Raw genomic sequence first — 26992 nt, 5'->3', positions numbered from 1 at the left:
GACTCACTCAATTCAACCATTGTCGGCGTCTTCTGTGTCCGCCGCTGGCTAAGATACCGCAGACTGCCGACAACAGTGCAACGACCGATCCGATCAGGAACCATTGCTGCTGGTCGGTGAGCAGGCGTAGTGGGCTGGTGGTCTGCAGTTTTTCCACCGTAGCCTGCAGGCGCTGATTGTCCTGGCGCAGGCGTTCGAGTTGGGTGCTTTCCCGGGCGCTGTCGGCATTTTGCAGCTGTTTGCTCAGTGCAGCGCGCTGTTTCTCGCTTTCCTCCAGACGTTGCTGCAGCTCGGTGATGCGCGCACCGGCTTCCAGCGACAGAGGCTGTTCGGCGAGGGCGAGGGGGGAGAGCAGCAACAGGCAGAAAAGCAGCAGGGACATCGGACCTTGGCGCATCGGTACTCCTGATTCTTGTTCGATTCAGAAGGTTGTCGGCAGTGGGTCGCAATAGATGAATCCGGGGATTGCCTGGGCCTGTTCGCGTGCAAGTCGTCGTGAAGGCTTGCCCGCGAACAGGCTCGATCAGGCTCAGGGCAGCACTTGCTTGAACGGTTTGACCACCACCTTCTCGTACACGCCTGCCGCGATGTACGGGTCGGCGTCGGCCCAGGCCTGTGCGGCGGCAAGGGAGTCGAATTCGGCGACGATCAGGCTACCGCTGAAGCCGGCAGCGCCGGGATCGTTACTGTCGATGGCCGGATGCGGGCCGGCCAGGACTACACGGCCTTCGGCCTTGAGCTGCTGCAGGCGCTCGATGTGCGCAGGGCGTGCAGCCAGGCGTTTTTCCAGGGAGTTTTCGACGTCGCTGGCGATGATGGCGTAGAGCATGTCAATCCTTGGGCTTAGGGGTGGAAGGGTCGGTGTCGTGCAGGTGGCGCGACAGGTACACGCCCTGGGCCACCAGGAAGATCACGGTGATGCCCAGGCTGCCGAAGACCTTGAAGTCGACCCAGAACTCCTGGAACGTGAAGGCGACGAACAGGTTGGCTGCGCCGCAGACCAGGAAGAACAGGATCCAGGCCAGGTTCAGGCGGGTCCAGATCGTTTCCGGGAGTGTCAGGGCATGGCCCATGATGCGTTTGATCAGTACCCGATCGCCGATGAAGTGGCTGCCGGCGAAGGCCAGCGCGAACAACCAGTTGACCACCGGCGCTTTCCACTTGAGGAAGGTTTCGCTGTGGAAGGCCAGGGTGAGGCCGCCGAACACAAGGCAGGCCACCAGCGTCAGCAACTGACCCTTTTCGAGCTTGCGATGGCGCAGGAACAGCGCGCCGTAGACCACCACGGAGCTGATGATGAGCATCGCCGTGGCACTGTAGATGCCGCCGAACTCGAAGCTTTGTCCGGCGAATTCGACCGGGCGCGGGTCCAGCTTGTAGACGATGAAGAACAGCAGCAGCGGGATGAAATCGATGAATTGTTTCACAATGGCAGCCAGAAGCGGGATGTGACGGCATAATAACAAACATCGATTCCGGCGAAAGCGCTCCTCCATGAATGTTGATCTGCACTGTCACAGCACGGCCTCCGACGGCGCCCTGTCGCCCACGGCACTGGTCGCACGCGCCCATGAGCACGGGGTGCGCACGCTGGCGCTGACCGATCACGATACCCTCGAAGGGCTCCCCGAGGCGCGCCAGGCCTGTCTTGACCTGGGCATGCAATGGGTCAGCGGGGTGGAGCTTTCCTGCACCTGGGGCGGTGCGACCATCCATGTGCTGGGTTACAACTTTCCCCTCGATGCGCCGCCACTGTTGGAGGCCATCGAGCAATTGCACCGTGGTCGCTGGCTGCGCGCCGAAGACATCGCCAGGCGCCTGGCGGGCAAGGGCATGCCCGATGCGCTCGAGGGCGCGCGCGCCGTGCAGCAGGAGCTGGGGGACAGCGGCAACGCGCCGGCGCGCCCGCACTTTGCCGAATTCCTGGTGCGTGCGGGGCATGTCAAGGACCGCGGCGAGGCGTTCCGCAAATGGCTGGGCGCCGGCAAGCTGGGGGACGTCAAGTTGCATTGGCCGACACTCGAGGAAACTGTCGCGACCCTTCGCCAGTCCAACGCTTGGGTGAGCCTGGCCCATCCCATGCACTATGAACTGACGCGTAGCAAGCGCAGACGCCTGATCGCCGACTATATTCAAGCGGGAGGGCAGGCGCTTGAAGTGGTCAATGGCATGATGCCGCCCGAGCAAGTGGGCACGATGTCCATCCTTACCCGTGAGTTCGGCCTGCTGGCAAGCGCTGGCAGTGACTTCCACGGCCCCGGCACCTGGGGCGAGATCGGTGCCTACCGGCCATTGCCCGAGGACCTGCCACCTCTGTGGCGCCGATTCAGCCATGAACAGCCTATGGCGGTATGAACAGGACGATTACGTGAGTCAATTCTTCCAGATTCATGCGGAGAACCCGCAAGCGCGCCTGATCAAGCAGGCCGTGGAGATCATCCGCAAGGGCGGGGTGGTGGTGTATCCGACCGACTCGGCATACGCCCTGGGTTGTCAGATCGGCGACAAGGCGGCGATCGAGCGGGTCCGGCGCCTGCGCGGCCTGAATAAAACGCACAATTTCACCTTGATGTGCTGCGACATGTCGCAGCTGGGGTTGTATGCCAAGGTCGATACCGGCACCTTCCGCCTGCTCAAGGCCCATATCCCCGGCCCGTACACCTTCATTCTCAACGGTACCCGCGAGGTGCCGCGCCTGTTGCTGCATGAAAAACGCCGTACCATCGGCCTGCGCGTGCCGGACCATGGCATCACCCTGGCACTGCTCGCGGAACTGGGCGAACCGTTGATGAGCGTCAGCCTGATCCTGCCCGGCGACGATGAGCCGATGACCGATCCCTACGAAATCCGCGAACGCCTGGAGCACCACGTCGATCTGGTCATCGACGGCGGCTTCGGCGATCTGAAGGCGTCCACCATCATCGACCTGTCCGGTGACGAGCCACAGCTGATCCGCGAAGGCTGCGGCGATCCCACACCCTTCCTGGTCAACGCGTGAACCAGGTGCAGGCCCCCGAGGCGCCGACGGTCGAAGCCGAGGCGCCGCAGCAACTGCAGTTGGCGCTGGTCTACGGTGAAGCCCTCACCGAAATGCCGGTTGATCTGTACATTCCCCCGGATGCCCTGGAAGTCTTCCTCGAAGCCTTCGAGGGCCCGCTGGACCTGCTGCTGTACCTGATCCGCAAGCAGAACATCGATATTCTCGACATCCCCGTGGCCGAGATCACCCGGCAATACATGGGCTACGTCGAGCTGATGAAGTCGGTGCGCCTGGAGCTGGCTGCCGAATACCTGGTGATGGCTGCCATGCTGGCCGAGATCAAGTCGCGCATGCTGCTGCCGCGCTCCAGTGAAATCGAGGAAGAAGAGGGCGATCCGCGCGCCGAGCTGATCCGCCGCCTGCAGGAGTACGAACGCTTCAAGGCGGCCGCCGAGGGTATCGACGAGCTGCCGCGGATCGGGCGCGAGGTGCTGGTGCCACAACTGGAGGCGCCGCAGGCCAAGGTGCGCAAGTTGCTACCCGACGTCGCGCTGGAAGAAATCCTACTGTCGATGGCCGAAGTCATGCGCCGCAACGACTTGTTCGAAAGCCACCAGATCACCCGCGAGACCTTGTCGACCCGCGAGCGCATGAGCGAGGTGCTCGAGCGTCTGAAGGGCGGAGGCTTCGTACCCTTCATCGAGCTGTTCAGCGTCGAGGAGGGCAAGCTTGGTGTGGTGGTCACCTTCATGGCGATTCTCGAGCTGGTGAAGGAATCGCTGATCGAACTGGTGCAGAATGAGCCTTTCACCCCGATCCATGTCCGTGCCCGGGCTGAGTGACAGTAAAGAGCGCCGATGAACCTGAACGAACCCCGCGACCTTGCGTCGTTGATCGAGGCCTTTTTGCTGGCCTCAGGCAAGCCACAGTCCCTGGAGCGTCTCTTCGAATTGTTCGAGGAGGCAGAGCGACCGGCGCCGGCCGTGTTCAAGAAGGCCCTGGAGGTGCTCGGCAAGTCGTGCAACGGTCGCGCCTTCGAGCTCAAGGAAGTGGCCAGCGGCTACCGTTTGCAGATTCGTGAGGACTTCGCACCCTGGGTCGGTCGCCTGTGGGAGGAGCGCCCGCAGCGCTATTCCCGGGCGCTGCTCGAGACCATGGCCTTGATTGCCTACCGTCAGCCGATCACCCGTGGCGAGATCGAAGATGTGCGTGGGGTGGCAGTCAACAGCAACATCATCAAGACCCTGATGGAACGCGAGTGGATCCGCATCGTCGGCTACCGCGAAGTGCCTGGCCGCCCGGCCATGTTCGCCACCACCAAGGCGTTTCTCGATCATTTCAATCTCAAGAGCCTCGATGAGTTGCCGCCCCTGGCCGAGTTGCGCGAGATGGAGCCAGAACCTGTGCTCGACGACCTGGACGATGCGCCGGTGCCCGCGCACCTGCAGGCGTTGGCCGATGCCAGCCTGGGCGAGGATGGGCCTGAAGACGAGAGTGAGCCGAAGGAGGAGACCAGCTTCCGCAGCTTGCTGGTGGAGCTGGATGCCATGGAAGAAGGGCTCAAGATCGACTTCGATGACTTACGCGAGGAAGAGGATGTGGTCGAGGACGAGGACAAGTCCTGATCTGCGCTGACCCTTTCACGAGCTAACCGCCGGGCAGAAAAACTTTCTCATCCCGATGCGCCAGCTCCCTGAACCGCGTACAATACGCGCCCCTTGGCGCATCCGCCGCCAAACCGCTTTCACTACACCGTACACCGGGAGGTGCCCAGATGAGTGACAAAGACCTGCAAGAAACCCAGATCACCCCACCGTCCGGCGAAAAGCTGCAGAAAGTGCTGGCACGTATCGGTGTCGGTTCGCGCCGTGACGTCGAAGCCTGGATCAGCCAAGGCCGCATCAAGGTCAATGGCGTCGAGGCTACCCTCGGCCAGCGCGTCGACCTGCACGATGCCATCGCTGTCGACGGCAAGCTGATCAAGCGCGAGGAAGCCGCCGAGGCGACCCGCCGCGTCATCATGTACAACAAGCCCGATGGCGAGATCTGCACCCGTGACGACCCTGAAGGCCGTCCGACCGTGTTCGACCGCCTGCCGCGCCCGAAAGAGGGCCGCTGGATCAACATCGGTCGTCTCGACATCAATACCACTGGCTTGCTGCTGTTCACCACCGACGGTGAACTGGCCAACCGCCTGATGCACCCCTCCTACGAGATGGACCGCGAGTACGCGGTGCGTGTCCGTGGCGAGGTCGACGACGAGATGATCGAACGCCTCAAGGCGGGCGTGATGCTCGAGGACGGCCCGGCCAAGTTCACCGATATCCAGAAGGCGCCGGGCGGTGAAGGCTTCAACCACTGGTACCACTGCGTGGTGATGGAAGGCCGCAACCGCGAAGTGCGTCGCCTGTGGGAGTCCCAGGGCATGGTGGTCAGCCGTCTGAAGCGTGTGCGCTTCGGCCCGGTGTTCCTCAACTCCGACCTGCCGATGGGGCGCTGGCGTGAAATGAGCCAGGGCGAGATCGACATCCTGGCCGCCGAAGTCGGGCTGCAGCCGGTGGCGCTGCCGACCCTCAACCTCAAGGCCAAGGACAAGCTCGAGCGCTTGCAGCGCAAGTCCACGCGCCCCATGGGTCGTGGCGAGCGCGTACGTGACTTGCGCCCAGCCAAGGATGCCGGCGAGCGTCAGCCGCGCGCGCCCAGCGAGCGTCCGGCGCGTCCGGCTCGTGAAGAAGCACCGCGCAAGGGTGGCCGTGGCAGCACCGTTGCCGAACGCCCTAGCGAGATGCGCAAGCGTCCTGCACGTGCCGAAGGCGACAAGCCGGTTGGCCGTGGTCGTGGCAAGCCGCGTGGGTGATCGCATCCTGCGGTGAAAAGGCCAGCCTTCGGGCTGGCTTTTTTGTGCCTGGTCGAAAACTGAGCGTCCTCAAGCCCCTGAGTGCGAAGCATTTTTCGTCACGCTGGAAAGTTTTTGAACCACCTTGTAACGAAATTTATACGAAGTCTGCCGGAATTGCCGTTCGGTTTCCTGCTTTGCAAGTTGGTGTAAACAGATCTTGCCGCATGCCGCGCTGTAGAGCCTTGCGCCGACCATTCGTGCTATTGCCCAAAGCCCCGCCTCGCGCTGATATGACGGGCATTGCCATGTGCACCAGCCCACCACTCCAGTCGGGCCTACACAACAACAAATGGAGGCGCCATGTACGCCGATCACTACGCCATTGATGGCCCTTGCCACAGGACCGCTGCGTTTTTTCCCGAGGAAACGACGCAACGCGTTGACGCCTGCGCGCTCGCAGGGGTATACAATGCGCCGCGTTTTACCTGTGACCCCCTCGCGTACCACGCATTCTCGCCGACTCCCGGCTGATCCGCCTCAGGCTCCGTGCCAGGCGCGACGCCAGGGTCCGGGAACCCAAGGTAACCACCTTGCCTCATTCCGCTGTGCCACGAGCGCGGCGGGTCCGATTCCGTCACAGATAAAAACAAGCAGGTGACTTCGTTCATGAGTGGACACAATTCGCAGTCGTCAGGCGAACTCAAGCGTGGCTTGAAGAACCGCCATATCCAGCTGATCGCCCTGGGCGGCGCCATTGGTACCGGCCTGTTCCTCGGTTCGGCCGGGGTGATGAAATCCGCCGGCCCCTCGATGATCCTTGGCTACGCCATCTGTGGCTTCATCGCCTTCATGATCATGCGCCAGCTCGGCGAGATGATCGTCGAAGAGCCTGTGGCCGGCTCCTTCAGCCATTTCGCTCACAAGTACTGGGGCGGCTTCGCGGGCTTCCTGTCGGGCTGGAACTGCTGGGTGCTGTACATCCTGGTGGGTATGTCGGAGCTCTCTGCGGTCGGCAAGTACGTCCACTACTGGTGGCCGGAGATCCCGACGTGGGTCACTGCAGCGGGCTTCTTCCTGCTGATCAACGCGATCAACCTGATGAACGTCAAGGTGTTCGGCGAGGCCGAGTTCTGGTTCGCGATCATCAAGGTGGCCGCCATCGTCGGCATGATCGCCTTGGGCGCGTATCTGCTCACCAGCGGCAGCGGCGGTCCGGACGCCTCGGTGACCAACCTGTGGAGCCATGGTGGCTTCTTCCCCAATGGCGTGAGCGGGTTGGTGATGGCGCTGGCGATCATCATGTTCTCCTTCGGTGGCCTGGAAATGCTCGGCTTCACTGCTGCCGAAGCCGACAAGCCCAAGACCGTGATTCCGAAGGCGATCAACCAGGTCATCTACCGCATCCTGATCTTCTATATCGGTGCCCTGGTGGTGCTGCTGTCGCTGACCCCGTGGGACAGCCTGGTGGCCAGCATCGATGCCTCCGGCGGCAGCTACGGCAGCAGCCCGTTCGTCCAGGTGTTCTCGCTGCTGGGCAGTGACGTGGCGGCGCATCTGCTGAACTTCGTGGTACTGACCGCGGCACTGTCGGTGTACAACAGCGGCACCTACTGCAATGCGCGCATGCTCTACGGCATGGCCGAGCAGGGCGATGCGCCGGCGGGCCTGGCGAAGATCGACCGTCGTGGCGTGCCGGTGCGGGCGATCCTGGCGTCGGCAGCGTTCACCCTGATTGCCGTACTGCTCAACTACTTCATGCCGCAGCATGCCCTGGAGTTGCTGATGTCGCTGGTGGTCGCGGCGCTGGTGATCAACTGGGCGATGATCAGCTACTCGCACCTGAAGTTCCGCCAGCACCTTGACCGTACCGGCCAGAAACCGCTGTTCAAGGCGCTGTGGTACCCGTACGGCAACTACCTGTGCCTGGCCTTCGTGGTGCTGATCCTGGGCATCATGCTGCAGATTCCGGGGATCCAGATTTCGGTCTATGCGATTCCGGTGTGGCTGGTGGTGATGTATGTGTTCTATGTGATCAAGAGCAAGCGCATGGCGCAGGCGGGTACTGCGGCGGGTAGCGTGGCCAAGTAAGCCGGTAGCTTGATTCGGGAAACCCGGTGCCAGGGGCTGGCGCCGGGTTTTTTGTTGTCTGATCGGGCCCTGTGGGAGCGGGCTTGCCCGCGAAAGCGCCCAACCAGGCAGCCGCTAAATCTGCTCCAACAACCACCCGCGAAACGCCCTGAGCGAGGGCAGCGCCTCGTTGCGCGGCGGATAGATCAGGTAGTAGCTGCGCTGGCTTGCAAACGCCTCGCCCGGGCTGAACAGCTCGCCCTTGGCCAGTTCTTCGGCCACCAGAATCCTTGGCACCAGGCCGATGCCGATCCCGGCGCGTACCGCCTGGATCAGATGCGATGTCAGCTCGAAGCTCGGCCCCAGGCGCATGGCGCGATGCGCCAGTTCATGATGGGAAAACCATTCGCCCCAGGCATGTGGATTGTTGGCGACATTGAGCAGCAGCTCTTCGCTTATCCGCGCTGGCGTCCATGTCTGCGCAGCACCCGCCGCCTGCGGCGGCAGGATCACCACCAGTTCCTCGGCATGCAACCGGTGGCAGATCAGGCCGGGCAGGTCGTGGCTGGCCACGCCGATGGCGGCATCGATCTCGCTGGTGTCGAAATTGATCGCCTCGATGCGTGAATGAATGTGCACCAGCATCCCGGGATGCGCGCTGTAGAACGCATTCAGGCGCGGCAGCAGCCATTTCGAACCGAAGGTGGGCAGTGTCGCCAGGCGCAGGGTACCGACCCCGGACTGGTAGGCGAGTGCCTGCAGCGTGGCACTGCGAATACGCCCAAGGGCTTCGCTCAACTCGCGCTGATACAGGCGCCCGACATCGGTCAATTGCACCTGGCGCCCTTCGCGGCGGAACAAGGTCAGGCCCAGTTGCTGCTCCAGCGCCTGGACCTGGCGGCTGACTGCGCTCTGGGTCAGCGACAGCTCGACGGCCGCGCGGGTATAGCTTTCATGCCGGGCGGCGGCCTCGAAGGCCAGCAGCAAGGACATCGATGGGGTCAGGTGGCGGTAATTCATTCATGAAACTCATCGATAGCGGCAGGATTATCCGTTTGCCCTCGGCTGGAAAGTACAGGAACATTGGCCTATTCGTCATCCGGCCCGGAGTTATTCATGCCGGATGAGCAACAGAGCGTCGCCTGCCGGTGATGCCAGACCGTGAACCTGCCCATACAAGAGGCCATCCTTCGATGATCGCCCAGTTGCCCGTCCGTGCGCCTGCCGCCGGTTACCCCGAATTCCTCGAAGCCCTAAGTGCCAGCGGCTTCCGCGGCCAGATCAGCGCCGACTACGGCACCCGTACGGTGCTGGCCACCGACAACTCGATCTATCAGCGCCTGCCCCAGGCGGCCGTCTTCCCGCTCGATGCCGACGACGTGGCGCGCGTCGCCACGCTGATGGCCGAGCCGCGTTTTCGGCAGATCAAGCTGACCCCGCGCGGCGGCGGTACGGGGACCAACGGCCAGTCGCTGACCGACGGCATCGTCGTCGACCTGTCGCGGCACATGAACACCATCCTCGAAATCAACACCCAGGAGCGTTGGGTGCGGGTGCAGGCTGGTGTGGTGAAGGATCAGCTCAACGCTGCGCTCAAGCCGCACGGGCTGTTCTTCGCCCCTGAGCTGTCGACCTCCAACCGCGCCACGGTCGGCGGCATGATCAACACCGATGCCAGTGGCCAGGGCAGTTGCACCTACGGCAAGACCCGTGACCACGTGCTCGAGCTGCACAGCGTGCTGCTCGGGGGCGAGCGACTGCACAGCCTCCCGATCGACGACGCTGCGCTGGAGCAGGCCTGCGCCGCACCTGGCCGGGTCGGCGAGGTCTATCGCATGGCGCGCGAGATCCAGCAGACCCAAGGCGAGCTGATCGAGACCACCTTCCCCAAGCTCAACCGTTGCCTGACCGGTTACGACCTGGCGCACCTGCGCGACGAGCAGGGCCTGTTCAACCTCAATAGCGTGCTGTGCGGCGCCGAAGGCTCGCTGGGCTATGTGGTCGAGGCCAAGCTCAACGTGCTGCCGATCCCGAAATACGCGGTGCTGGTCAACGTGCGCTACACCAGCTTCATGGACGCTCTGCGTGATGCCAATGCGTTGATGGCGCACAAGCCGCTGTCGATCGAGACCGTCGATTCCAAGGTGCTGATGCTGGCGATGAAGGATATCGTCTGGCACAGCGTCGCCGAATACTTCCCTGCCGACGCCGAGCGCCCGACCTTGGGTATCAACCTGGTCGAGTTCTGCGGCGACGAGCCGGACGAGGTCAATGCCCGCGTCGAGGCCTTCGTCGAACACCTGCGCAGCGATACCAGCGTCGAGCGGTTGGGCCACACCCTCGCCGAGGGCGCCGAGGCAGTGACGCGCGTCTACACCATGCGCAAGCGTTCGGTGGGGCTGCTCGGCAACGTCGAGGGCGAGGTGCGGCCGCAGCCGTTCGTGGAAGATACCGCGGTACCGCCGGAGCAGTTGGCCGACTACATCGCCGAATTCCGTGCGCTGCTCGATGGCCATGGCTTGGCCTATGGCATGTTCGGTCACGTCGATGCCGGGGTGCTGCACGTGCGTCCTGCGCTGGACATGAAAGACCCGGCCCAGGCCGCGTTGGTCAAGCCGATCTCCGATGCGGTGGCGGCGCTGACCAAGCGCTATGGCGGCTTGCTCTGGGGCGAGCATGGCAAGGGGCTGCGCTCGGAATACGTGCCGGAATACTTCGGTGAACTGTATCCGGCCCTGCAGCGGCTCAAGGGCGCATTCGACCCTTACAACCAGCTCAACCCGGGCAAGATCTGCACACCACCCGACAGCGCCGAGGGCCTGACGCCGGTCGATGGTGTCACCCTGCGTGGCGACCTGGACCGTAACATCGACGAGCGCGTGTGGCAGAGCTTTGGCAGCGCCGTGCACTGCAACGGCAACGGCGCCTGCTACAACTATGACCCCAACGACGCCATGTGCCCGTCGTGGAAGGCCACCCGCGAGCGTCGCCATTCACCCAAGGGGCGCGCCTCGCTGATCCGTGAATGGCTGCGCCTGCAGGGCGAGGCCAATATCGATGTGCTGGCCTCGGCCCAGCGCAAGGCGTCGTGGATCAAGGGCCTGCCCAAGCGCCTGGCCAACCTGCGGGCCCAGCGTCAGGGCCAGGAGGACTTTTCCCACGAGGTGTACGACGCCATGGCCGGCTGCCTGGCGTGCAAGTCGTGCGCGGGGCAGTGCCCGATCAAGGTCAACGTACCGGACTTCCGTTCACGTTTCCTCGAGCTCTACCACGGTCGCTACCAGCGCCCGCTGCGTGACTATCTGATCGGCTCGCTGGAGTTCACCATTCCGTACCTGGCCCATGCGCCGGGCTTGTATAACGCGGTGATGGGGTCGAAGTGGGTCAGCCGCCTGCTGGCCGACAAGGTCGGCATGGTCGACAGCCCATTGATCAGCCGCTTCAACTTCCAGTCCACCCTGACCCGCTGCCGTGTGGGTGTGGCCAGTGTGCCGGCGCTGCGCGAGCTGACCCCGGCCCAGCGCGAGCGCAGCATCGTGCTGGTGCAGGACGCTTTCACGCGGTACTTCGAGACGCCGCTGCTGGCTTCGTTCATCGAACTGGCCCACCGGCTGGGCTACAAGGTGTTCCTGGCGCCCTACAGCGCCAACGGCAAGCCGCTGCATGTGCAGGGCTTCCTCGGCGCCTTCGCCAAGGCAGCCATTCGCAATGGCCGGCAGCTCAAGGCCCTGGCTGATTGCGGTGTGCAGTTGGTGGGCCTGGATCCGGCGATGACCCTGGTCTATCGCCAGGAATACCAGAAGGTCGACGGCCTGGAGGGTTGTCCGGCAGTGCTGTTGCCGCAGGAGTGGCTGATGGATGCGTTGCCCGAACAGGCTGCAGGGAAGGGCGGCAGCTTCCGCCTGATGGCGCATTGCACGGAGAAGACCAACGTTCCGGCCAGCACCCGGCAGTGGGAGCAGGTGTTTGCGCGGATGGGGCTCAAGCTTGCCACCGAGGCCACCGGTTGCTGCGGGATGTCGGGCACCTACGGGCACGAGGCGCGTAATCAGCAGGCTTCGAAGACTATCTTCGAGCAGTCGTGGGCGACCAAGCTGGACAAGGAAGGCGAGGCGTTAGCGACGGGCTATTCGTGCCGTAGCCAGGTCAAGCGCATGGCCGAGAAACAGCTTCGCCATCCGTTGGAGGTGGTGTTGCAGTACCTGGTGCACTGATCTCACGGCCTCTTCGCGGGGGTGCCCGCGAAGAGGCCAGCGCAGCCTTCAGCCGTGCAGCTCTCGCCCCAGCCGTGCCTGGCGGTACAGATACAGGCTCAGCACCAGCCCGCAAACCGCCGCACCTGCGGCGAACAGAAAGATCGACCTGAAGCCGAAGCCTGAGGCCACCGCACCGACCAGCGGCCCGGTGATCCCCAGCGACAGATCGATGAACAGCGAATACGCACCGACCGCAGCCCCGCGGTTGGCTGCCGAAACCTGGTTCACGGCTTCCACTCCCAGTGCCGGGAAGACCAGCGAGAAGCCGAATCCGCTCAGCGCGGCGCCGACCAGGGCCAGCTCGGCGTTGGGTGCCAGCCATAGCATCAGCAGCCCCAGGGTTTCCACCGACAGGCAGGCGATGGCCACGCGAAAGCCGCCGATGCGGTTGATCAGATTGCCGAACAGCAGGCGTGCACAGATGAAGCTGGCGCCGAACAGGCTCAGGGTCAGCGCAGCGTTCGGCCAGTTGCGGCTGGCGTAGTAGAGGGTGATGAAGGTTGCGATGGTGCCGAAACCGATCGACCCCAGCGCCAGCCCCGAACCATGCGGGAATACCTTGCCCAGCACCTGCAGGAAGGGCAGGCGCTTGCCCGCCACCACCGGTGCTGCCTGCTTGGGCCAGGCCAGTGCAAGGCCCAGAACGCCCAGCAGGATGATGCTCACGCCCATGCTCCACAGCCCAAGGCCCTGGACCATCAGCACCCCTAGCGGCGCGCCGACGGCCAGCGCGCCATAACTGGCGATGCCGTTCCAGGAGATGACCTTGGCGGTGTGTTCGGCGCCGACGCGGCCGATGCCCCAGCCGATCGAGCCCGAGCCCACGAGGCTTTCCGCGCTGCCCAGCACCAGGCGCCCGATGAGCAGGCAAGTGAGGCTCAGCCAGGGCAAGTGGGTGAGGAAGCTGCAGGCCAGCATGAACACCCCGCTCAGGCCGCAGCCGAACAGGCCCCACATCACCGCCTTCTTGCTGCCGAGGTTGTCGATGATACGGCTGGCGGTCGGGCGGCTGAGCAGGGTTGCCAGGTACTGGACGCTGATCACCAGGCCCGCGAGTACGGCACTGAAACCCAGGTCGTTGTGCACATAGCCGGGCAGCACGGCGAGGGGGATGCCGATGTTCAGGTAGCCGATGAAGGTGAAGAGAACGATGGAGACGACTTGCAGGGTAACCGCAAGAGGACGCGGTGAGTCGGGCATGGGGGCCTTCAAGGTTCTGGACTGTGTGAAAACGTGATGACGGGGATGACCCGCAGGTCAGCCGTTTTCACACGGTCGGTGGGGATGCGCGGTTATTCCTGATCGGCGCTGGATTGATCGTCACTGTCCTGCGAAGCAGGTGCCGGCTCGGCGGCGTGGGCGGTGACGGTTTGCTCTTCGGGGTTCAGGCTTGGGAAGGGAAGATTCGGGATTTCATGCATCTCGTCGTTCCTCGCAAGTGTGAGTGAAAGGGCAGCGCTTGGCGCGTTGGAAGCTTTTGAAAAGCTGGGGCAGGATACAGCAGTCTGGATGACAGTTTGAGATTTTTCCCTCTCGCTTGTCGGTTTTGCGGGCGAATAGCGGACGGTGTGCGCCTCGGTTTTGCTGTGAATGCATTCGCGGCGGTCCAGCGCCCCGACAAGCTCGCACCTGCAGGTAGGTCACTATTCCTGTAGGTGCGGGCTTGTTGGAGCGTGGAGCCGCCGCGAAGAGAACGACGCGATCCAGCTGGCGTTACTTACGCCCTTCAGCCGTCTCAGCGACCTTGTCGGTGCGGGCACACATGATGAAGTCGTTGCGGTGCAGCCCTTTGATCGAGTGGCTCCACCAGGTCACGGTGACCTTGCCCCACTCGGTGAGCAGGCCGGGGTGATGCCCTTCGGCTTCGGCGATTTCGCCGACGGCGTTGGTGAAGGCCAGGGCGTGCTTGAAGTTCTTGAACAGGAACACGCGCTCCAGTTCCATGTGGCCGTCGCGCACTTCCACGCTCCAGTCCGGGATCTCGCGAATCAGTTCGGCCAGCTCTTGGTCGCTGACCTTCGGCGCGTCAGCACGGCAGGCTTCGCAGTGGGCTTGGTTCAAGGCATTCATGGAGGTTTTCCGCTTTCGAGTTGTTGTCGGCAAGACGGCTCAGGCCGCCTTGGGTGGGAATTTCGGCGCGTGCAGGCCCAACTGCATGGCGTGCTGGACCATGCCCATGATGTCCTCGTGGGCCAGATCGAACAGGCGCTTCATGTTCGGCAGGACGAAGTACACCGGCTGCAGGATATCGATACGGTAGGGCGTACGCATGGCTTCGATCGGATCGAAGGTTTGGTGTTCGGGTTCGCTGGACAGGCTGTAGACCGTCTCCTTGGGCGAGGAGAGGATGCCGCCGCCATAGATCTTGCGGCCCTGGGCGGTTTCCATCAGGCCGAACTCGATGGTCATCCAGTACAGGCGCGCCAGGTACACCCGTTGTTCCTTGGTCGCCGCCAGGCCGAGCTTGCCATAGGTATGGGTGAATTCGGCGAACCAAGGGTTGGTCAGCAGCGGGCAGTGGCCGAAGATCTCGTGGAAGATGTCCGGTTCCTGCAGGTAGTCCAGTTCTTCCGGGGTACGGATGAAAGTGGCGACCGGGAAGCGCTTGCTGGCCAGCAGTTCGAAGAAGGTCTGGAAGGGGATCAGCGCCGGTACGCGAGCGACCTGCCAGCCTGTGGTGGCGCCCAGCACCTTGTTGACTTCGCCCAGTTGCGGAATGCGGTCATGGGGCAGCTTGAGCTGGTCGATGCCGTCCAGGTATTCCTGGCATGCGCGGCCCTCGATCACTTTCAACTGGCGGGTGATCAGGGTGTTCCACACCGCATGCTCTTGCTGCGGGTAGTCGATAAAACCCTGCGCATCGGGCTCGCGGGCCACGTATTGCGTCTGTTTCATGGAGCTCTCCTGGTGAGGGCTTTCTTGTTATGTGGGACTTGCCCTAGGAATAGCCTTACGCAGGCGGTTTTGCACGGGTCGATCTGCGGGGTGACAAGGAAGGAATGGGTTGTTTCTGTAACGATAATTTTACAAATAGAGGGTTGCCCCGAAAAATCAAGGGTATCAGGCTGGCAGTTAAGGTATTTTTGTCAGCTTATCTTTACGAATTTTCTGCGCACCGATGAATAAAGTCGGTTGCCTCGGGGCCTTTCATGCGTATCAAAGTCCACTGCCAGAACCGCATCGGCATCCTGCGCGACATCCTCAACCTGTTGGTGGAGTACGGTATCAACGTGTTGCGTGGCGAGGTCGGCGGCGATCACGGCAACGCCATCTATTTGCATTGCCCGAACCTGATCAACCTGCAGTTCCAGGCCTTGCGTCCAAAATTCGAAGCCATCGCCGGGGTATTCGGGGTCAAGCGCGTCGGCTTGATGCCCAGCGAGCGGCGGCACATGGAGCTCAATGCGTTGCTAGGGGCGCTGGAGTTTCCGGTGCTGTCGGTCGACATGGGAGGCAGCATCGTTGCAGCCAACCGTGCCGCGGCGCAGTTGCTCGGGGTACGGGTCGACGAGGTGCCGGGGTTGCCGCTGGCGCGCTATGTCGAGGATTTCGAGCTTCCGGAACTGGTGCGGGCCAACCAGTCGCGGATCAACGGGTTGCGCATCAAGGTCAAGGGTGATGTGTTCCTGGCCGATATCGCGCCCTTGCAGTCCGAACATGACGACAGCGAAGCCCTGGCCGGCGCGGTGCTGACCCTGCATCGCGCCGATCGCATCGGCGAGCGTATCTACAACGTGCGCAAGCAGGAGCTGCGTGGTTTCGACAGCATCTTCCAAAGTTCACGGGTGATGGCCTCGGTCGTGCGCGAGGCGCGGCGCATGGCGCCGCTGGATGCGCCGTTGCTGATCGAGGGCGAAACCGGCACCGGCAAGGAATTGCTGGCCCGTGCCTGTCACCTGGCCAGCCCGCGTGGCCAGGCACCGCTGATGGCGCTCAACTGCGCGGGGTTGCCGGAGTCAATGGCCGAGACCGAGCTGTTCGGCTACGGCCCGGGTGCGTTCGAGGGCGCGCGGGCCGAGGGCAAGCTCGGGCTGCTGGAGTTGACCGCGGGCGGCACGCTGTTTCTGGATGGGGTAGGGGAGATGAGCCCGCGCCTGCAGGTCAAGCTGCTGCGCTTTCTGCAGGACGGCTGCTTTCGCCGGGTCGGCAGCGACGAGGAGGTCTATCTCGATGTGCGGGTGATCTGCGCCACCCAGGTCGACCTGTCGGAGTTGTGCGCGCGGGGCGAGTTCCGCCAGGACCTCTATCACCGGCTCAACGTGCTGTCGTTGCACATTCCGCCACTGCGTGAGTGCATGGATGGGCTGGAGGGGTTGGCGCAGCACTTCCTCGACCAGGCCAGTCGGCAGATCGGTTGTGCATTGCCTCGCCTGGCGCCGGCGGCGATGGACAAGTTGAGCCAATATCACTGGCCGGGCAATGTCCGGCAACTGGAAAACGTATTGTTCCAGGCCGTGTCGTTATGTGAGGGCGGTGTGGTCAAGGGCGAACATATTCGTTTGCCGGATTATGGTGCGCGACAACCCTTGGGTGAATTTTCGCTGGACGGGGAACTTGCGCAGATCGTCGGTCGCTTTGAAAAAGCGGTGTTGGAAAGTTTGATCGCGGAGTTTCCAAGTAGTCGGGCACTGGGGAAAAGGCTGGGTGTTTCCCATACCACGATTGCCAACAAGTTGCGTGAGTATGCGTTGGGCAAGTCGGTGGATTGAAGAAGTTTCAAGTAATGAAGATTTAATTGGCGGTGTTGTTTTCGCGGGCAAGCCCGCTCCCACAAAAGCCCGCTCCCACGGAGATGTCGAGAGCGGACGAAGGGAGCGGGCCGTGGCGTTAGCCGTTGGAGCAACCGTTGCCCATCACGCGGTATTCGAGAATGTGCTTCTGGCCCTTGGAGTCTTCGTAGGTCATGCGCGCCGGCACCACTTCGCAGACATTCGGGACTTCGCTCATGGACAGCACCTTGGCGATGTCCAGGTGTTGCGAATAACTGTACTGTTCAACCGGAATCTGCTCGGCGTTCGTTGCAACATCGTCGGCCATTGCCGCGCTGCAAACACTGCCAAGTACCAATACCAGTAAAGCTTTCATTTTCAATTTACCTGTCTAAGGTCGTGAGGGGGCACGCGGCACTTGTGGCGCCGCGAGTACATCCAGAGTTTTACTGTTGAATCAGAGCGGGATTAACGTGCCTTCGTGGGGGCTGTTACAAGAAGTTAATCGCCTTGCCGTTGCTGGCGAGATGAATTCTAGGAGTGTGCTTCGAATTGAAAAAGATCTGGTTTTGATAAAGTTTTTCGGGCTTTTGACAGAATCGGTAACAATCACGGGTACGAACGTACCGAATTCTTCAGTGATGGCCTGGGGCTCCGCGGGCTAGAGCGCCTTGATGAAATTTCGCCGCGGCGCATGCTGTTCGTTACTACCAACGTCGAATGGTCATGGTCGCTCTGGTACAGTTAAAACCGTCTCATACAAAAACAACTATTACACCGAGGTAACACAGATGAGTGCGGCTCCACTGTATCCCGTTCGTCCCGAGGTTGCGGCAAACACCCTGACCGACGAGGCCACCTACAAGGCCATGTACCAGCAATCGGTGATCAACCCGGACGGTTTCTGGCGCGAGCAGGCCCAGCGCCTGGACTGGATCAAGCCCTTCACCAAGGTCAAGCAGACCTCGTTCGACGACCACCATGTCGATATCAAATGGTTCGCCGACGGCACTCTGAACGTTTCCTACAACTGCCTGGATCGTCACCTCGAAGAGCGCGGCGACCAACTGGCGATCATCTGGGAAGGCGATGACCCTTCCGAACACCGCAACATCACCTATCGCGAGCTGCACGAGCAGGTCTGCAAGTTCGCCAACGCCCTGCGTGGCCAGGACGTGCACCGTGGCGATGTGGTCACCATCTACATGCCGATGATTCCTGAAGCCGTGGTGGCGATGCTGGCCTGTGCCCGCATCGGTGCCATCCACTCCGTGGTATTCGGCGGCTTCTCTCCTGAAGCGCTGGCCGGGCGCATCATCGACTGCAAGTCCAAGGTCGTCATCACCGCCGACGAAGGACTGCGTGGCGGCCGCCGCACGCCGCTCAAGGCCAACGTCGACCTGGCGCTGACCAACCCTGAAACCAACAGTGTGCAGAAGATCATCGTGTGCAAGCGCACCGGTGGTGACATCGCCTGGCACCAGCATCGCGACATCTGGTACGAAGACCTGATGAAGGTCGCCTCCAGCCATTGCGCCCCCAAAGAAATGGGCGCTGAAGAAGCGCTGTTCATCCTCTATACCTCCGGTTCTACCGGCAAGCCCAAGGGCGTGCTGCATACCACGGGTGGCTATCTGGTCTATGCCGCGCTCACTCACGAGCGCGTGTTCGACTACCGTCAGGGCGAGGTCTACTGGTGCACCGCCGACGTGGGCTGGGTCACCGGTCACAGCTATATCGTCTATGGCCCGCTGGCCAATGGCGCGACCACCCTGCTGTTCGAGGGTGTGCCGAACTACCCGGACATCACCCGCGTGTCCAAAATCGTCGACAAGCACAAGGTCAACATCCTCTACACCGCGCCAACCGCCATCCGCGCGATGATGGCCGAAGGTCAGGCGGCGGTCGCCGGTGCCGATGGCTCGAGCCTGCGCCTGCTCGGTTCGGTGGGTGAGCCGATCAACCCCGAGGCCTGGAACTGGTACTACAAGACCGTCGGCAAGGAGCGCTGCCCGATCGTCGACACCTGGTGGCAGACCGAGACCGGCGGCATCCTGATCAGCCCGCTGCCGGGCGCCACCGGCCTCAAGCCGGGCTCGGCAACCCGTCCGTTCTTCGGCGTGGTACCGGCACTGGTGGACAACCTGGGTAACCTGATCGAGGGCGCGGCCGAGGGCAACCTGGTGATCCTCGATTCGTGGCCGGGCCAGTCGCGCTCGCTGTATGGCGATCACGACCGCTTCGTCGACACCTACTTCAAGACCTTCCGTGGCATGTATTTCACCGGAGACGGTGCGCGCCGCGACGAAGATGGCTACTACTGGATCACCGGTCGGGTGGACGATGTGCTCAACGTTTCGGGGCACCGCATGGGGACTGCCGAGATCGAAAGCGCGATGGTCGCCCACTCCAAGGTCGCCGAGGCCGCGGTGGTAGGTGTGCCGCACGACATCAAGGGGCAGGGCATCTATGTCTACGTCACCCTCAATGCCGGCGAGGAGTCCAGTGAGCAACTGCGCCAGGAGCTGAAGAACTGGGTGCGCAAGGAGATCGGCCCGATCGCCTCGCCGGATGTCATCCAGTGGGCGCCAGGCCTGCCCAAGACTCGCTCGGGCAAGATCATGCGGCGTATCCTGCGCAAGATCGCCACGGGTGAGTACGATGCGCTGGGCGATATCTCCACGCTCGCCGACCCGGGTGTGGTGCAGCACCTGATCGACACGCACAAGGCCATGAACCTGGCGACCGCGTGATGATGCTTTGGGGGTAGGCCGCCTTGCCCCGCGTCTTGCAACCAGACCCCGCCGGTAATCGGCGGGGTTTTTGCATTCTGTTACCCGACATTCATCGGTAACCCGCTGCTGTCACCGTGATTGCACTCAAACGGGGCCAAGGGAAACATTTCTGTGCCTTCAGGGTGCGATCCTGTAGCCGTTTTTTGCAGCCTTGCACCCTGCACTTGCCGGATTACAAGGCTTTGCCAATAATAGGCCCGCTTATTGCTTCGTCTAAAGGTTGTTTTCCTTTTGCGCTTGCATGTTTCGCAAGAGCTGTCAATATCGCCGCCCGCAGCTTCAGGCGCTTCTGTACGTAGTTGTCGCTTTGAAGAAATATCGACTACCGGGCTGTCGTTAAAATGCCACTCACTCGCTCGTGGTCTGCGACCTTGGTCGAACCCTGCGCGGCTCGCGTTGTACTCATTCGCATATCCGGCAATCGTGTCCCTGCCTGGTATTGCCCCGTACCGATGGAGTTACCTGATGAAGAAGCTTGCACTGCTTGGCGCCCTGGCGCTGTCTGTGTTTTCCCTGGTCTCGCAGGCCGACGAGAAGCCGTTGAAGATCGGTATCGAAGCCGCCTACCCACCCTTCGCCTTCAAGCAGCCTGATGGCAGCATCGCCGGTTTCGACTACGACATCGGCAACGCCCTGTGCGAAGAGATGAAAGCCAAGTGCACCTGGGTCGAGCAGGAGTTCGATGGCCTGATCCCAGCGCTGAAAGTGCGCAAGATCGACGCCATCCTGTCGTCGATGTCGATCACCGATGATCGCAAGAAGTCTGTCGACTTCACCAAGCGCTACTACCTGACTCCAGCCCGTCTGGTGATGAAGGAAGGCTCCACCGTCAGCGACAGCCTCGACGAGCTCAAGGGCAAGAAGATCGGTGTTCAGCGCGGCTCTATCCACGACCGCTTCGCCAAGGAAGTGCTGGCACCTAAGGGCGCCACCGTCGTGCCTTACGGCACCCAGAACGAAATCTACCTGGATGTCGCCGCCGGTCGCCTCGATGGCACCGTGGCCGATGCCACTCTGCTCGAAGATGGCTTCCTGAAAACCGACGCCGGCAAGGGCTTCGCCTTCGTCGGTCCGTCGTTCACCGACGTGAAGTACTTCGGTGACGGCGTCGGCATTGCCGTGCGCAAGGGCGACAAGGCCAACGCCGATCGCATCAACGCTGCCATCGACGCCATCCGCGCCAACGGCAAGTACAAAGAGATCGAGAAGAAATACTTCAACTTCGACATCTACGGCCCAGAGTCGAACTAAATCGTCGAGTTTCACCTGTGCAATGGTGCAAACAGCAGAATCTCTGAGGTTTGCACCATTTTTTCATTCCCAAGTCCTGAGGAATCCCAATCATGTTGAAAGGCTACGGGGCAGTCATCCTCGAGGGGGCGTGGCTGACGTTGCAGCTCGCCCTGTCGTCGATGGCCCTGGCCATCGTTCTGGGCCTGATCGGCGTGGCCTTGCGGCTGTCGCCGGTGCGCTGGCTGGCCTGGCTGGGCGACCTGTACTCCACGGTGATCCGTGGCATTCCGGACCTGGTGCTCATCCTGCTGATCTTCTATGGCGGTCAGGACATCATCAATCGGGTCGCGCCACTGGTCGGCTACGATGACTACATCGACCTGAACCCGATGATCGCCGGTATCGGCACGCTGGGCTTCATCTTTGGTGCCTACCTGTCGGAAACCTTCCGCGGCGCCTTCCTCGGCATTCCCAAGGGGCAGGCCGAAGCGGGCGCGGCCTATGGCATGAGCAGCCGCCAGGTATTCTTCCGCATCATGGTGCCGCAGATGATCCGCCTGGCCATTCCCGGCTTCACCAACAACTGGCTGGTGCTGACCAAGGCCACTGCGCTGATTTCCGTGGTCGGCCTGCAGGACATGATGTTCAAGGCCAAGCAGGCGGCGGATGCCACCCGCGAACCCTTCACTTTCTTCCTGGCGGTGGCGGCGCTGTACCTGGTGCTGACCAGCGTTTCGCTGCTGGCGTTGAAGTATCTCGAGAAGCGCTACTCGGTGGGCGTAAAGGCGGCTGAACTATGATCTTCGACTACAACGTCATCTGGGAGGCCATGCCGCTGTACATCGGTGGTTTGCTGACCACCCTCAAGCTGCTGGCGCTGTCGCTGTTCTTCGGCCTGCTGGCGGCCATTCCGCTGGGGTTGATGCGGGTGTCGAAGCAGCCGCTGGTGAACCTGATCGCGTGGCTCTACACCTACGTGATCCGCGGCACGCCGATGCTGGTGCAACTGTTCCTGATCTACTACGGCCTGGCCCAGTTCGAGGCGGTGCGCGAGAGCATCTTCTGGCCGTGGCTGTCGAGTGCCACCTTCTGCGCCTGCCTGGCGTTCGCCATCAACACCAGCGCCTACACCGCCGAAATCATCGCCGGCAGCCTCAAGGCCACGCCTCATGGCGAGATCGAGGCAGCCAAGGCCATGGGCATGTCGCGCTTCAAGATGTACCGCCGCATCCTGCTGCCTTCGGCCATGCGCCGGGCGCTGCCGCAGTACAGCAACGAAGTGATCATGATGCTGCAGACCACCAGCCTGGCGTCGATCGTCACCCTGATCGACATCACCGGTGCTGCGCGCACGGTCAATGCCCAGTACTACCTGCCTTTCGAGGCCTACATCACGGCGGGCGTGTTCTACCTGTGCCTGACCTTCATCCTCGTGCGCCTGTTCAAGATGGCCGAACGTCGCTGGCTCAGCTACCTGGCGCCGCGCAAGCACTGACCGCTCTGTGAGAATCGACAGCATGTACAAACTCCAAGTCCAAGACCTGCACAAGCGCTACGGCAGCCACGAGGTGCTCAAGGGCGTCTCGCTCGAAGCCAAGGCAGGCGATGTGATCAGCATCATCGGCTCGAGCGGTTCGGGCAAATCCACCTTCCTGCGCTGCATCAACCTGCTTGAGCAGCCGCATGCCGGCAAGATCCTCCTCAACAACGAGGAGCTCAAGCTGGTCGCCGGCAAGGACGGCGCGCTCAAGGCTGCCGACCCCAAGCAGTTGCAGCGCATGCGTTCGCGCCTTTCGATGGTGTTCCAGCATTTCAACCTGTGGGCGCACATGACTGCACTCGAGAACATCATCGAGGCGCCGGTGCATGTGCTGGGCATGAACAAGAAGGAGGCGCTGGAAAAGGCCGAGCACTACCTGGCCAAGGTAGGTGTGGCGCATCGCAAGGATGCTTTCCCCGGGCACATGTCCGGCGGTGAGCAGCAGCGTGTGGCGATCGCTCGCGCCCTGGCCATGGAGCCTGAGGTGATGCTGTTCGACGAGCCGACTTCGGCGCTCGATCCTGAGCTGGTGGGCGATGTGCTGAAGGTCATGCAGTCGTTGGCCCAGGAAGGCCGCACCATGGTGGTGGTCACGCATGAAATGGGCTTTGCCCGCGAGGTGTCCAACCAACTGGTGTTCCTGCACAAGGGGTTGGTCGAGGAGCGGGGTAATCCGCGTGAGGTGCTGGTCAATCCGCAATCCGAGCGTCTCAAGCAGTTCCTCTCGGGCAGCCTGAAGTAAAAGCTGCACTCCTGCACCAGAATAGGGCATGCTGCGCAGCGAGCGCGGCATGACCCGTGCCTCACTCGACTTCAGGTTTCGGACCTAGCCTATGACCACCCAGCGAATCGGATTTCTTATCTGGCCCGGCACCAAGCCGCTGACCCTGGCCCTGGCCGAGGAAGTGCTGCAGGTGGCGCAGCGGGTGCATCCTGATGTGGTCTACGAGCTGGCGTACCTGCAGGCCGAGCCTGCCGAAGCGGGCGCCTGGCGCCTGCCGGGCGAGCCCTGGAACGGTCGGCTGGAGGGCTTCCAGAAGCTTCTGGTGCTCGCTGACGAGCCGCCGCTGGCGGTGGGTTCGGCGCTGTCGGCGGCGCTCAAGCACCTGGCCCGCAGTGGCTGCATGATTGGTGGGTTGTCGGCGGGCGTGTACCCGTTGGCCTTGCTGGGTCTGCTCGACGGTTACCGGGCGGCGGTGCACTGGCGCTGGCAGGACGACTTTGCAGAGCGTTTCCCCAAGGTTATCGCCACCAGTCATCTGTTCGACTGGGATCGCGACCGCCTGACGGCCTGTGGTGGCATGGCGGTGACCGACCTGCTGCTGGCGGTGCTGGCCCGTGATCACGGGGCAGAGTTGGCCGGCGCGGTGTCCGAGGAACTGGTGGTCGAGCGCATTCGTGAAGGCGGGGAGCGTCAGCGTATCCCGTTGCAGAATCGTCTGGGCTCCAGCCACCCCAAGCTGACCCAGGCCGTGCTGTTGATGGAGGCCAACATTGAGGAGCCGCTGACCACCGACGAGATCGCCCAGCATGTCTGTGTCTCGCGCCGGCAGTTGGAGCGGATCTTCAAGCAGTACCTCAATCGCGTGCCCAGCCAGTACTATCTGGAGCTGCGCCTGAACAAGGCGCGGCAGATGCTGATGCAGACCAGCAAGTCGATCATCCAGATCGGCTTGTCGTGCGGGTTCTCATCCGGGCCGCATTTCTCCAGCGCCTACCGCAATTTCTTTGGCGCCACGCCGCGGGAAGACCGCAACCAGCGGCGCAGCAGCAGCCCGTTCGAGTTGAGTTCGGCGCCGGCCGAGCGCGGTTGAGGTCGGGGCGAGTCCGCTTCCATAGCTGCCCCACTGATTCTGAGTTCGCCGGGGTAGCTGTGGGAGCGGGCTTGCCCCGCGATAGGGCCGCCGCGGGCATCTCCCTCTCCTGTGAACACCCGTTCTCCCAATTTGCCCAACCCTCTCCCCGCCACCCCGTCAGCCCGTTACACTGCGCGATTGCGACAGTGTTTGTCGCATTGCCGAAAACCCAGGTAAAACAGGGGTTGGCGCTGTAACAAGTTGTCGCCTGGCAGCAAGGACAGGCGCCGATCAGTCCTTACAATCCCCCCATCGCTCGCCACTTTCAGGCCAGCGTTCCTCTTCAGGAGACTCAGATGTCCGTTGAGCAAGCCCCGGTGCAGCGTGCCGATTTCGACCAGGTCATGGTTCCCAACTACTCCCCGGCGGCCTTCATTCCTGTTCGAGGCGAGGGTTCCCGCGTCTGGGACCAGTCGGGCCGCGAACTCATCGACTTCGCCGGCGGCATTGCGGTTAACTCCCTGGGTCATTGCCACCCAGCACTGGTCAAGGCGCTGACCGAACAGGCCAACACCCTGTGGCACGTGTCCAACGTCTTCACCAACGAGCCGGCCCTGCGCCTGGCGCACAAGCTGGTGGATGCCACCTTTGCCGACCGTGCTTTCTTCTGCAACTCCGGCGCCGAAGCCAACGAGGCCGCCTTCAAGTTGGCCCGACGTGTCGGGCATGACCGCTTCGGCCCGGAAAAGCACGAGATCATCGCCACCGTGAACAGCTTCCACGGTCGCACCCTGTTCACCGTCAGCGTCGGTGGCCAGCCCAAGTACTCCGACGGTTTCGGACCCAAGATCACCGGCATCAGCCATGTCCCGTACAACGACCTGGAAGCGCTGAAGGCACAGATCTCCGACAAGACCTGCGCCGTAGTGATCGAGCCGATCCAGGGCGAGAGCGGGGTGGTGCCGGCCGACAAGGCCTACCTGGAAGGTGCGCGCAAACTGTGTGACGAGCACAACGCCCTGCTGATCTTCGATGAAGTGCAGACTGGCGTCGGCCGTACCGGATCGCTGTACGCCTACCAGCACTACGGCGTGACCCCGGATATCCTGACCAGCGCCAAGAGCCTGGGCGGTGGCTTCCCGATCGGTGCCATGCTGACCACCACCGAGCTTGCCAAGCACCTGGCCGTTGGCACCCACGGCACCACCTATGGCGGTAACCCGCTGGGTTGCGCCGTCGCCTGTGCGGTGCTGGACGTGGTCAACACTCCCGAGACGCTGGCCGGCATCAAGACCAAGCACGCGCGTTTCAAGACCCGTCTGGAGAGGATCGGCCAGGACACTGGCCTGTTCACCCAGGTGCGTGGCGTTGGCCTGCTGATCGGCTGTGTGCTGAGCGAGGCCTGGAAAGGCAAGGCCAAGGACATCCTCAATGCCGCCGAGAAAGAAGGCGTGATGGTGCTGCAGGCCGGTCCTGACGTCGTGCGCTTCGCGCCGAGCCTGGTGGTCGAGGACGCTGACATCGACGAGGGTCTGGACCGCTTCGAGCGCGCTGTGGCCAAGCTGACCCAGGGCTGATCGCCCTGCGGTCCCATCGCCGGGGCGGATCGTACTGCGCCGGCGATACCTGAATTCCAGTGCGGGTGCCTGCTTGTGCAAGCAAGGGTGTGCCCGCCGTTCTTCCGTGCCGACCGGGTCGGCCCGTATTCCAAAGGAGTGACACCATGCTGGTGATGCGCCCCGCGCAAATGGCGGATCTGAATGAAGTGCAGCGCATGGCTGCCGACAGCCCCATTGGTGTCACCTCGCTGCCCGATGACGCGGGCCGCCTGGGCGACAAGATCGCCGCCTCGGAAACCTCCTTCGCTGCCGAGGTGAGCTTCAACGGAGAAGAGAGCTATTTCTTCGTGCTTGAAGACAGCACCTCCGGCAAGCTCGCCGGCTGTTCGGCCATCGTCGCCTCGGCCGGCTATTCCGAGCCGTTCTACAGCTTTCGCAACGAAACCTTCGTGCACGCTTCGCGCGAGCTGAAGATCCACAACAAGATCCACGTTCTGTCGCTGTGCCACGACCTGACCGGCAACAGCCTGCTGACCAGCTTCTACGTATTGCCCGAGCTGGTGAACAGCGGCTTCGCCGAACTCAATTCGCGCGGTCGCCTGCTGTTCATGGCTTCGCATCCCGAGCGTTTTGCCGACTCGGTGGTGACCGAGATCGTCGGCTACAGCGACGATCAGGGCGAGTCACCGTTCTGGGACGCCATCGGGCGCAACTTCTTCGACCTCAACTACGCCGACGCCGAGCGCCTGTGCGGACTGAAGAGCAGGACCTTCCTCGCCGAACTGATGCCGCACTACCCGATCTACGTGCCGTTACTGCACGACGAAGCCCAGGAAGCCATGGGCCAGGTGCACCCGCGCGCGCAGATCACCTTCGACATCCTGATGCGCGAGGGTTTCGAGACCGAGCACTACATCGACATCTTCGACGGTGGCCCGACCTTGCATGCACGCACCTCGGCGATCCGCTCGATTGCCCAGAGCCGCGTGGTGCCGGTCAGGATTGACGACACGCCAGTCAAGGGCGGGCGCCCGTACCTGGTGTGCAACGGCCAGTTGCAGGACTACCGCGCCGTGCTGCTGGAACTGGACTGGGTGCCGGGCAAGCCGGTGGCACTGAGCAATGAAGCTGCCGACGCCCTGGGCGTCGGTGAAGGCGGCAGCGTCCGTCTGGTTGCCGCCTGAGCCTGCGCGAAGCTGGCAAGCGCGATTCGCGGCA

Annotated in this window: 25 protein-coding genes; 16 read left to right on the top strand and 9 right to left on the bottom strand. The window is 62.6% G+C overall.

Features of this window, described 5'->3' with window-relative positions:
• Nucleotides 1-7: 7 nt before the first annotated feature.
• From APH44_RS06870 to APH44_RS06860, 3 genes are all read right to left on the bottom strand, one after another.
• Nucleotides 8-397 carry a hypothetical protein gene (locus tag APH44_RS06870; RefSeq protein ID WP_054891951.1) on the bottom strand — a complete coding sequence of 130 codons (390 nt, stop codon included), beginning with the start codon at nucleotides 395-397 and terminating at the stop codon, nucleotides 8-10.
• Between the two features lie 132 nt (nucleotides 398-529).
• Nucleotides 530-829, bottom strand: a complete 300-nt coding sequence (locus APH44_RS06865; protein ID WP_050706755.1) for a YciI family protein — start codon at nucleotides 827-829, stop codon at nucleotides 530-532.
• Between the two features lies 1 nt (nucleotide 830).
• Nucleotides 831-1427: a septation protein A gene (locus APH44_RS06860; RefSeq protein ID WP_054891950.1), complete on the bottom strand. Its 597-nt coding sequence runs from the start codon at nucleotides 1425-1427 to the stop codon at nucleotides 831-833.
• A 67-nt stretch (nucleotides 1428-1494) separates the two neighbouring features.
• On the opposite strand from APH44_RS06860, the gene APH44_RS06855 reads away from it, so the two are divergent.
• The 6 genes from APH44_RS06855 (at nucleotide 1495) to APH44_RS06830 (ending at nucleotide 7907) form a co-directional block, all read left to right on the top strand.
• A complete protein-coding gene (locus APH44_RS06855; protein ID WP_054891949.1) occupies nucleotides 1495-2355 on the top strand; it encodes a PHP domain-containing protein in 861 nt (286 codons plus the stop codon).
• A 13-nt stretch (nucleotides 2356-2368) separates the two neighbouring features.
• Complete coding sequence (locus APH44_RS06850; protein ID WP_081255296.1) at nucleotides 2369-2998, top strand: L-threonylcarbamoyladenylate synthase; 630 nt, start codon at nucleotides 2369-2371, stop codon at nucleotides 2996-2998.
• Between the two features lie 125 nt (nucleotides 2999-3123).
• Nucleotides 3124-3822 (top strand): ScpA family protein, encoded by a 699-nt coding sequence (locus tag APH44_RS06845; RefSeq protein WP_162714451.1) that lies wholly within the window; start codon nucleotides 3124-3126, stop codon nucleotides 3820-3822.
• A 15-nt stretch (nucleotides 3823-3837) separates the two neighbouring features.
• A complete protein-coding gene (gene scpB / locus APH44_RS06840) occupies nucleotides 3838-4605 on the top strand; it encodes an SMC-Scp complex subunit ScpB (protein ID WP_054891946.1) in 768 nt (255 codons plus the stop codon).
• 149 nt (nucleotides 4606-4754) lie between these two features.
• Complete coding sequence (gene rluB / locus APH44_RS06835) at nucleotides 4755-5837, top strand: 23S rRNA pseudouridine(2605) synthase RluB (protein WP_054891945.1); 1083 nt, start codon at nucleotides 4755-4757, stop codon at nucleotides 5835-5837.
• 648 nt (nucleotides 5838-6485) lie between these two features.
• Nucleotides 6486-7907 (top strand): amino acid permease, encoded by a 1422-nt coding sequence (locus APH44_RS06830; RefSeq protein WP_054891944.1) that lies wholly within the window; start codon nucleotides 6486-6488, stop codon nucleotides 7905-7907.
• Nucleotides 7908-8021: 114 nt separating this feature from the next.
• Here APH44_RS06830 and APH44_RS06825 read toward each other — a convergent pair whose 3' ends face one another.
• A complete protein-coding gene (locus APH44_RS06825; RefSeq protein ID WP_054891943.1) occupies nucleotides 8022-8906 on the bottom strand; it encodes a LysR substrate-binding domain-containing protein in 885 nt (294 codons plus the stop codon).
• 173 nt (nucleotides 8907-9079) lie between these two features.
• Here APH44_RS06825 and APH44_RS06820 point away from each other — a divergent pair, with 173 nt between their 5' ends.
• A complete protein-coding gene (locus APH44_RS06820) occupies nucleotides 9080-12100 on the top strand; it encodes an FAD-binding and (Fe-S)-binding domain-containing protein (protein WP_054891942.1) in 3021 nt (1006 codons plus the stop codon).
• 48 nt (nucleotides 12101-12148) lie between these two features.
• Here APH44_RS06820 and APH44_RS06815 read toward each other — a convergent pair whose 3' ends face one another.
• The 4 genes from APH44_RS06815 to phhA all read right to left on the bottom strand — a co-directional run bounded on the left by APH44_RS06815 (nucleotide 12149) and on the right by phhA (nucleotide 15037).
• Nucleotides 12149-13342 carry an MFS transporter gene (locus tag APH44_RS06815; protein WP_054891941.1) on the bottom strand — a complete coding sequence of 398 codons (1194 nt, stop codon included), beginning with the start codon at nucleotides 13340-13342 and terminating at the stop codon, nucleotides 12149-12151.
• A 92-nt stretch (nucleotides 13343-13434) separates the two neighbouring features.
• A complete protein-coding gene (locus tag APH44_RS30330) occupies nucleotides 13435-13563 on the bottom strand; it encodes a hypothetical protein (protein ID WP_256216352.1) in 129 nt (42 codons plus the stop codon).
• 292 nt (nucleotides 13564-13855) lie between these two features.
• The gene (locus APH44_RS06810) at nucleotides 13856-14212 is read right to left on the bottom strand and encodes a 4a-hydroxytetrahydrobiopterin dehydratase (protein ID WP_054891940.1); all 357 of its coding nucleotides are present in this window, start codon (nucleotides 14210-14212) and stop codon (nucleotides 13856-13858) included.
• A gap of 39 nt (nucleotides 14213-14251) precedes the next feature.
• Entirely contained in the window at nucleotides 14252-15037 is a 786-nt protein-coding gene (phhA, locus tag APH44_RS06805) for a phenylalanine 4-monooxygenase (RefSeq protein WP_054891939.1), read from the bottom strand.
• 254 nt (nucleotides 15038-15291) lie between these two features.
• Between phhA and APH44_RS06800 the strand changes: the two genes are divergently transcribed.
• Complete coding sequence (locus APH44_RS06800; RefSeq protein WP_054891938.1) at nucleotides 15292-16851, top strand: sigma-54-dependent transcriptional regulator; 1560 nt, start codon at nucleotides 15292-15294, stop codon at nucleotides 16849-16851.
• Between the two features lie 118 nt (nucleotides 16852-16969).
• Here APH44_RS06800 and APH44_RS06795 read toward each other — a convergent pair whose 3' ends face one another.
• Nucleotides 16970-17227 (bottom strand): DUF2790 domain-containing protein, encoded by a 258-nt coding sequence (locus tag APH44_RS06795; protein ID WP_054891937.1) that lies wholly within the window; start codon nucleotides 17225-17227, stop codon nucleotides 16970-16972.
• Nucleotides 17228-17642: 415 nt separating this feature from the next.
• Between APH44_RS06795 and acs the strand changes: the two genes are divergently transcribed.
• The 8 genes from acs (at nucleotide 17643) to aruF (ending at nucleotide 26958) form a co-directional block, all read left to right on the top strand.
• Nucleotides 17643-19604 (top strand): acetate--CoA ligase, encoded by a 1962-nt coding sequence (gene acs, locus APH44_RS06790; RefSeq protein ID WP_054891936.1) that lies wholly within the window; start codon nucleotides 17643-17645, stop codon nucleotides 19602-19604.
• A 507-nt stretch (nucleotides 19605-20111) separates the two neighbouring features.
• On the top strand, nucleotides 20112-20897 hold the full coding sequence (locus APH44_RS06785; RefSeq protein ID WP_054891935.1) for an ABC transporter substrate-binding protein: 786 nt from the start codon (nucleotides 20112-20114) through the stop codon (nucleotides 20895-20897).
• Between the two features lie 92 nt (nucleotides 20898-20989).
• Complete coding sequence (locus APH44_RS06780) at nucleotides 20990-21679, top strand: ABC transporter permease (RefSeq protein ID WP_054891934.1); 690 nt, start codon at nucleotides 20990-20992, stop codon at nucleotides 21677-21679.
• A complete protein-coding gene (locus tag APH44_RS06775) occupies nucleotides 21676-22374 on the top strand; it encodes an ABC transporter permease (protein WP_054891933.1) in 699 nt (232 codons plus the stop codon). The genes APH44_RS06780 and APH44_RS06775 overlap by 4 nt, the downstream gene beginning before the upstream one ends.
• Nucleotides 22375-22396: 22 nt before the next feature.
• The gene (locus APH44_RS06770; protein WP_054891932.1) at nucleotides 22397-23161 is read left to right on the top strand and encodes an ABC transporter ATP-binding protein; all 765 of its coding nucleotides are present in this window, start codon (nucleotides 22397-22399) and stop codon (nucleotides 23159-23161) included.
• 91 nt (nucleotides 23162-23252) lie between these two features.
• Nucleotides 23253-24233, top strand: a complete 981-nt coding sequence (argR, locus tag APH44_RS06765) for a transcriptional regulator ArgR (protein WP_054891931.1) — start codon at nucleotides 23253-23255, stop codon at nucleotides 24231-24233.
• Between the two features lie 338 nt (nucleotides 24234-24571).
• Nucleotides 24572-25792, top strand: a complete 1221-nt coding sequence (locus tag APH44_RS06760; RefSeq protein WP_054891930.1) for an aspartate aminotransferase family protein — start codon at nucleotides 24572-24574, stop codon at nucleotides 25790-25792.
• Nucleotides 25793-25938: 146 nt separating this feature from the next.
• A complete protein-coding gene (gene aruF / locus APH44_RS06755) occupies nucleotides 25939-26958 on the top strand; it encodes an arginine/ornithine succinyltransferase subunit alpha (RefSeq protein ID WP_054891929.1) in 1020 nt (339 codons plus the stop codon).
• Nucleotides 26959-26992 lie beyond the last annotated feature (34 nt).

It is taken from the genome of Pseudomonas sp. NBRC 111143, assembly GCF_001320965.1.
GTDB classification, from domain to species: domain Bacteria; phylum Pseudomonadota; class Gammaproteobacteria; order Pseudomonadales; family Pseudomonadaceae; genus Aquipseudomonas; species Aquipseudomonas machongensis.
The sequence above is the reverse complement of the archived record's forward strand: the minus strand, read 5'-3'. Positions and strand labels throughout refer to the sequence as shown.

Bases quoted from the DNA above. Each gene is read 5' to 3' on its own strand.
- APH44_RS06780 (WP_054891934.1), top strand. From the start codon at position 20,990: ATGTTGAAAGGCTACGGGGCAGTCATCCTCGAGGGGGCGTGGCTGACG.
- acs (WP_054891936.1), top strand. From the start codon at position 17,643: ATGAGTGCGGCTCCACTGTATCCCGTTCGTCCCGAGGTTGCGGCAAAC.
- APH44_RS06795 (WP_054891937.1), bottom strand. From the start codon at position 17,227: ATGAAAGCTTTACTGGTATTGGTACTTGGCAGTGTTTGCAGCGCGGCA.
- APH44_RS30330 (WP_256216352.1), bottom strand. From the start codon at position 13,563: ATGCATGAAATCCCGAATCTTCCCTTCCCAAGCCTGAACCCCGAAGAG.
- rluB (WP_054891945.1), top strand. From the start codon at position 4,755: ATGAGTGACAAAGACCTGCAAGAAACCCAGATCACCCCACCGTCCGGC.
- APH44_RS06825 (WP_054891943.1), bottom strand. From the start codon at position 8,906: ATGAATTACCGCCACCTGACCCCATCGATGTCCTTGCTGCTGGCCTTC.
- APH44_RS06785 (WP_054891935.1), top strand. From the start codon at position 20,112: ATGAAGAAGCTTGCACTGCTTGGCGCCCTGGCGCTGTCTGTGTTTTCC.
- scpB (WP_054891946.1), top strand. From the start codon at position 3,838: ATGAACCTGAACGAACCCCGCGACCTTGCGTCGTTGATCGAGGCCTTT.
- APH44_RS06855 (WP_054891949.1), top strand. From the start codon at position 1,495: ATGAATGTTGATCTGCACTGTCACAGCACGGCCTCCGACGGCGCCCTG.
- phhA (WP_054891939.1), bottom strand. From the start codon at position 15,037: ATGAAACAGACGCAATACGTGGCCCGCGAGCCCGATGCGCAGGGTTTT.
- APH44_RS06770 (WP_054891932.1), top strand. From the start codon at position 22,397: ATGTACAAACTCCAAGTCCAAGACCTGCACAAGCGCTACGGCAGCCAC.
- APH44_RS06775 (WP_054891933.1), top strand. From the start codon at position 21,676: ATGATCTTCGACTACAACGTCATCTGGGAGGCCATGCCGCTGTACATC.
- APH44_RS06815 (WP_054891941.1), bottom strand. From the start codon at position 13,342: ATGCCCGACTCACCGCGTCCTCTTGCGGTTACCCTGCAAGTCGTCTCC.
- argR (WP_054891931.1), top strand. From the start codon at position 23,253: ATGACCACCCAGCGAATCGGATTTCTTATCTGGCCCGGCACCAAGCCG.
- APH44_RS06830 (WP_054891944.1), top strand. From the start codon at position 6,486: ATGAGTGGACACAATTCGCAGTCGTCAGGCGAACTCAAGCGTGGCTTG.
- APH44_RS06870 (WP_054891951.1), bottom strand. From the start codon at position 397: ATGCGCCAAGGTCCGATGTCCCTGCTGCTTTTCTGCCTGTTGCTGCTC.
- APH44_RS06820 (WP_054891942.1), top strand. From the start codon at position 9,080: ATGATCGCCCAGTTGCCCGTCCGTGCGCCTGCCGCCGGTTACCCCGAA.
- APH44_RS06810 (WP_054891940.1), bottom strand. From the start codon at position 14,212: ATGAATGCCTTGAACCAAGCCCACTGCGAAGCCTGCCGTGCTGACGCG.
- APH44_RS06760 (WP_054891930.1), top strand. From the start codon at position 24,572: ATGTCCGTTGAGCAAGCCCCGGTGCAGCGTGCCGATTTCGACCAGGTC.
- aruF (WP_054891929.1), top strand. From the start codon at position 25,939: ATGCTGGTGATGCGCCCCGCGCAAATGGCGGATCTGAATGAAGTGCAG.
- APH44_RS06800 (WP_054891938.1), top strand. From the start codon at position 15,292: ATGCGTATCAAAGTCCACTGCCAGAACCGCATCGGCATCCTGCGCGAC.
- APH44_RS06865 (WP_050706755.1), bottom strand. From the start codon at position 829: ATGCTCTACGCCATCATCGCCAGCGACGTCGAAAACTCCCTGGAAAAA.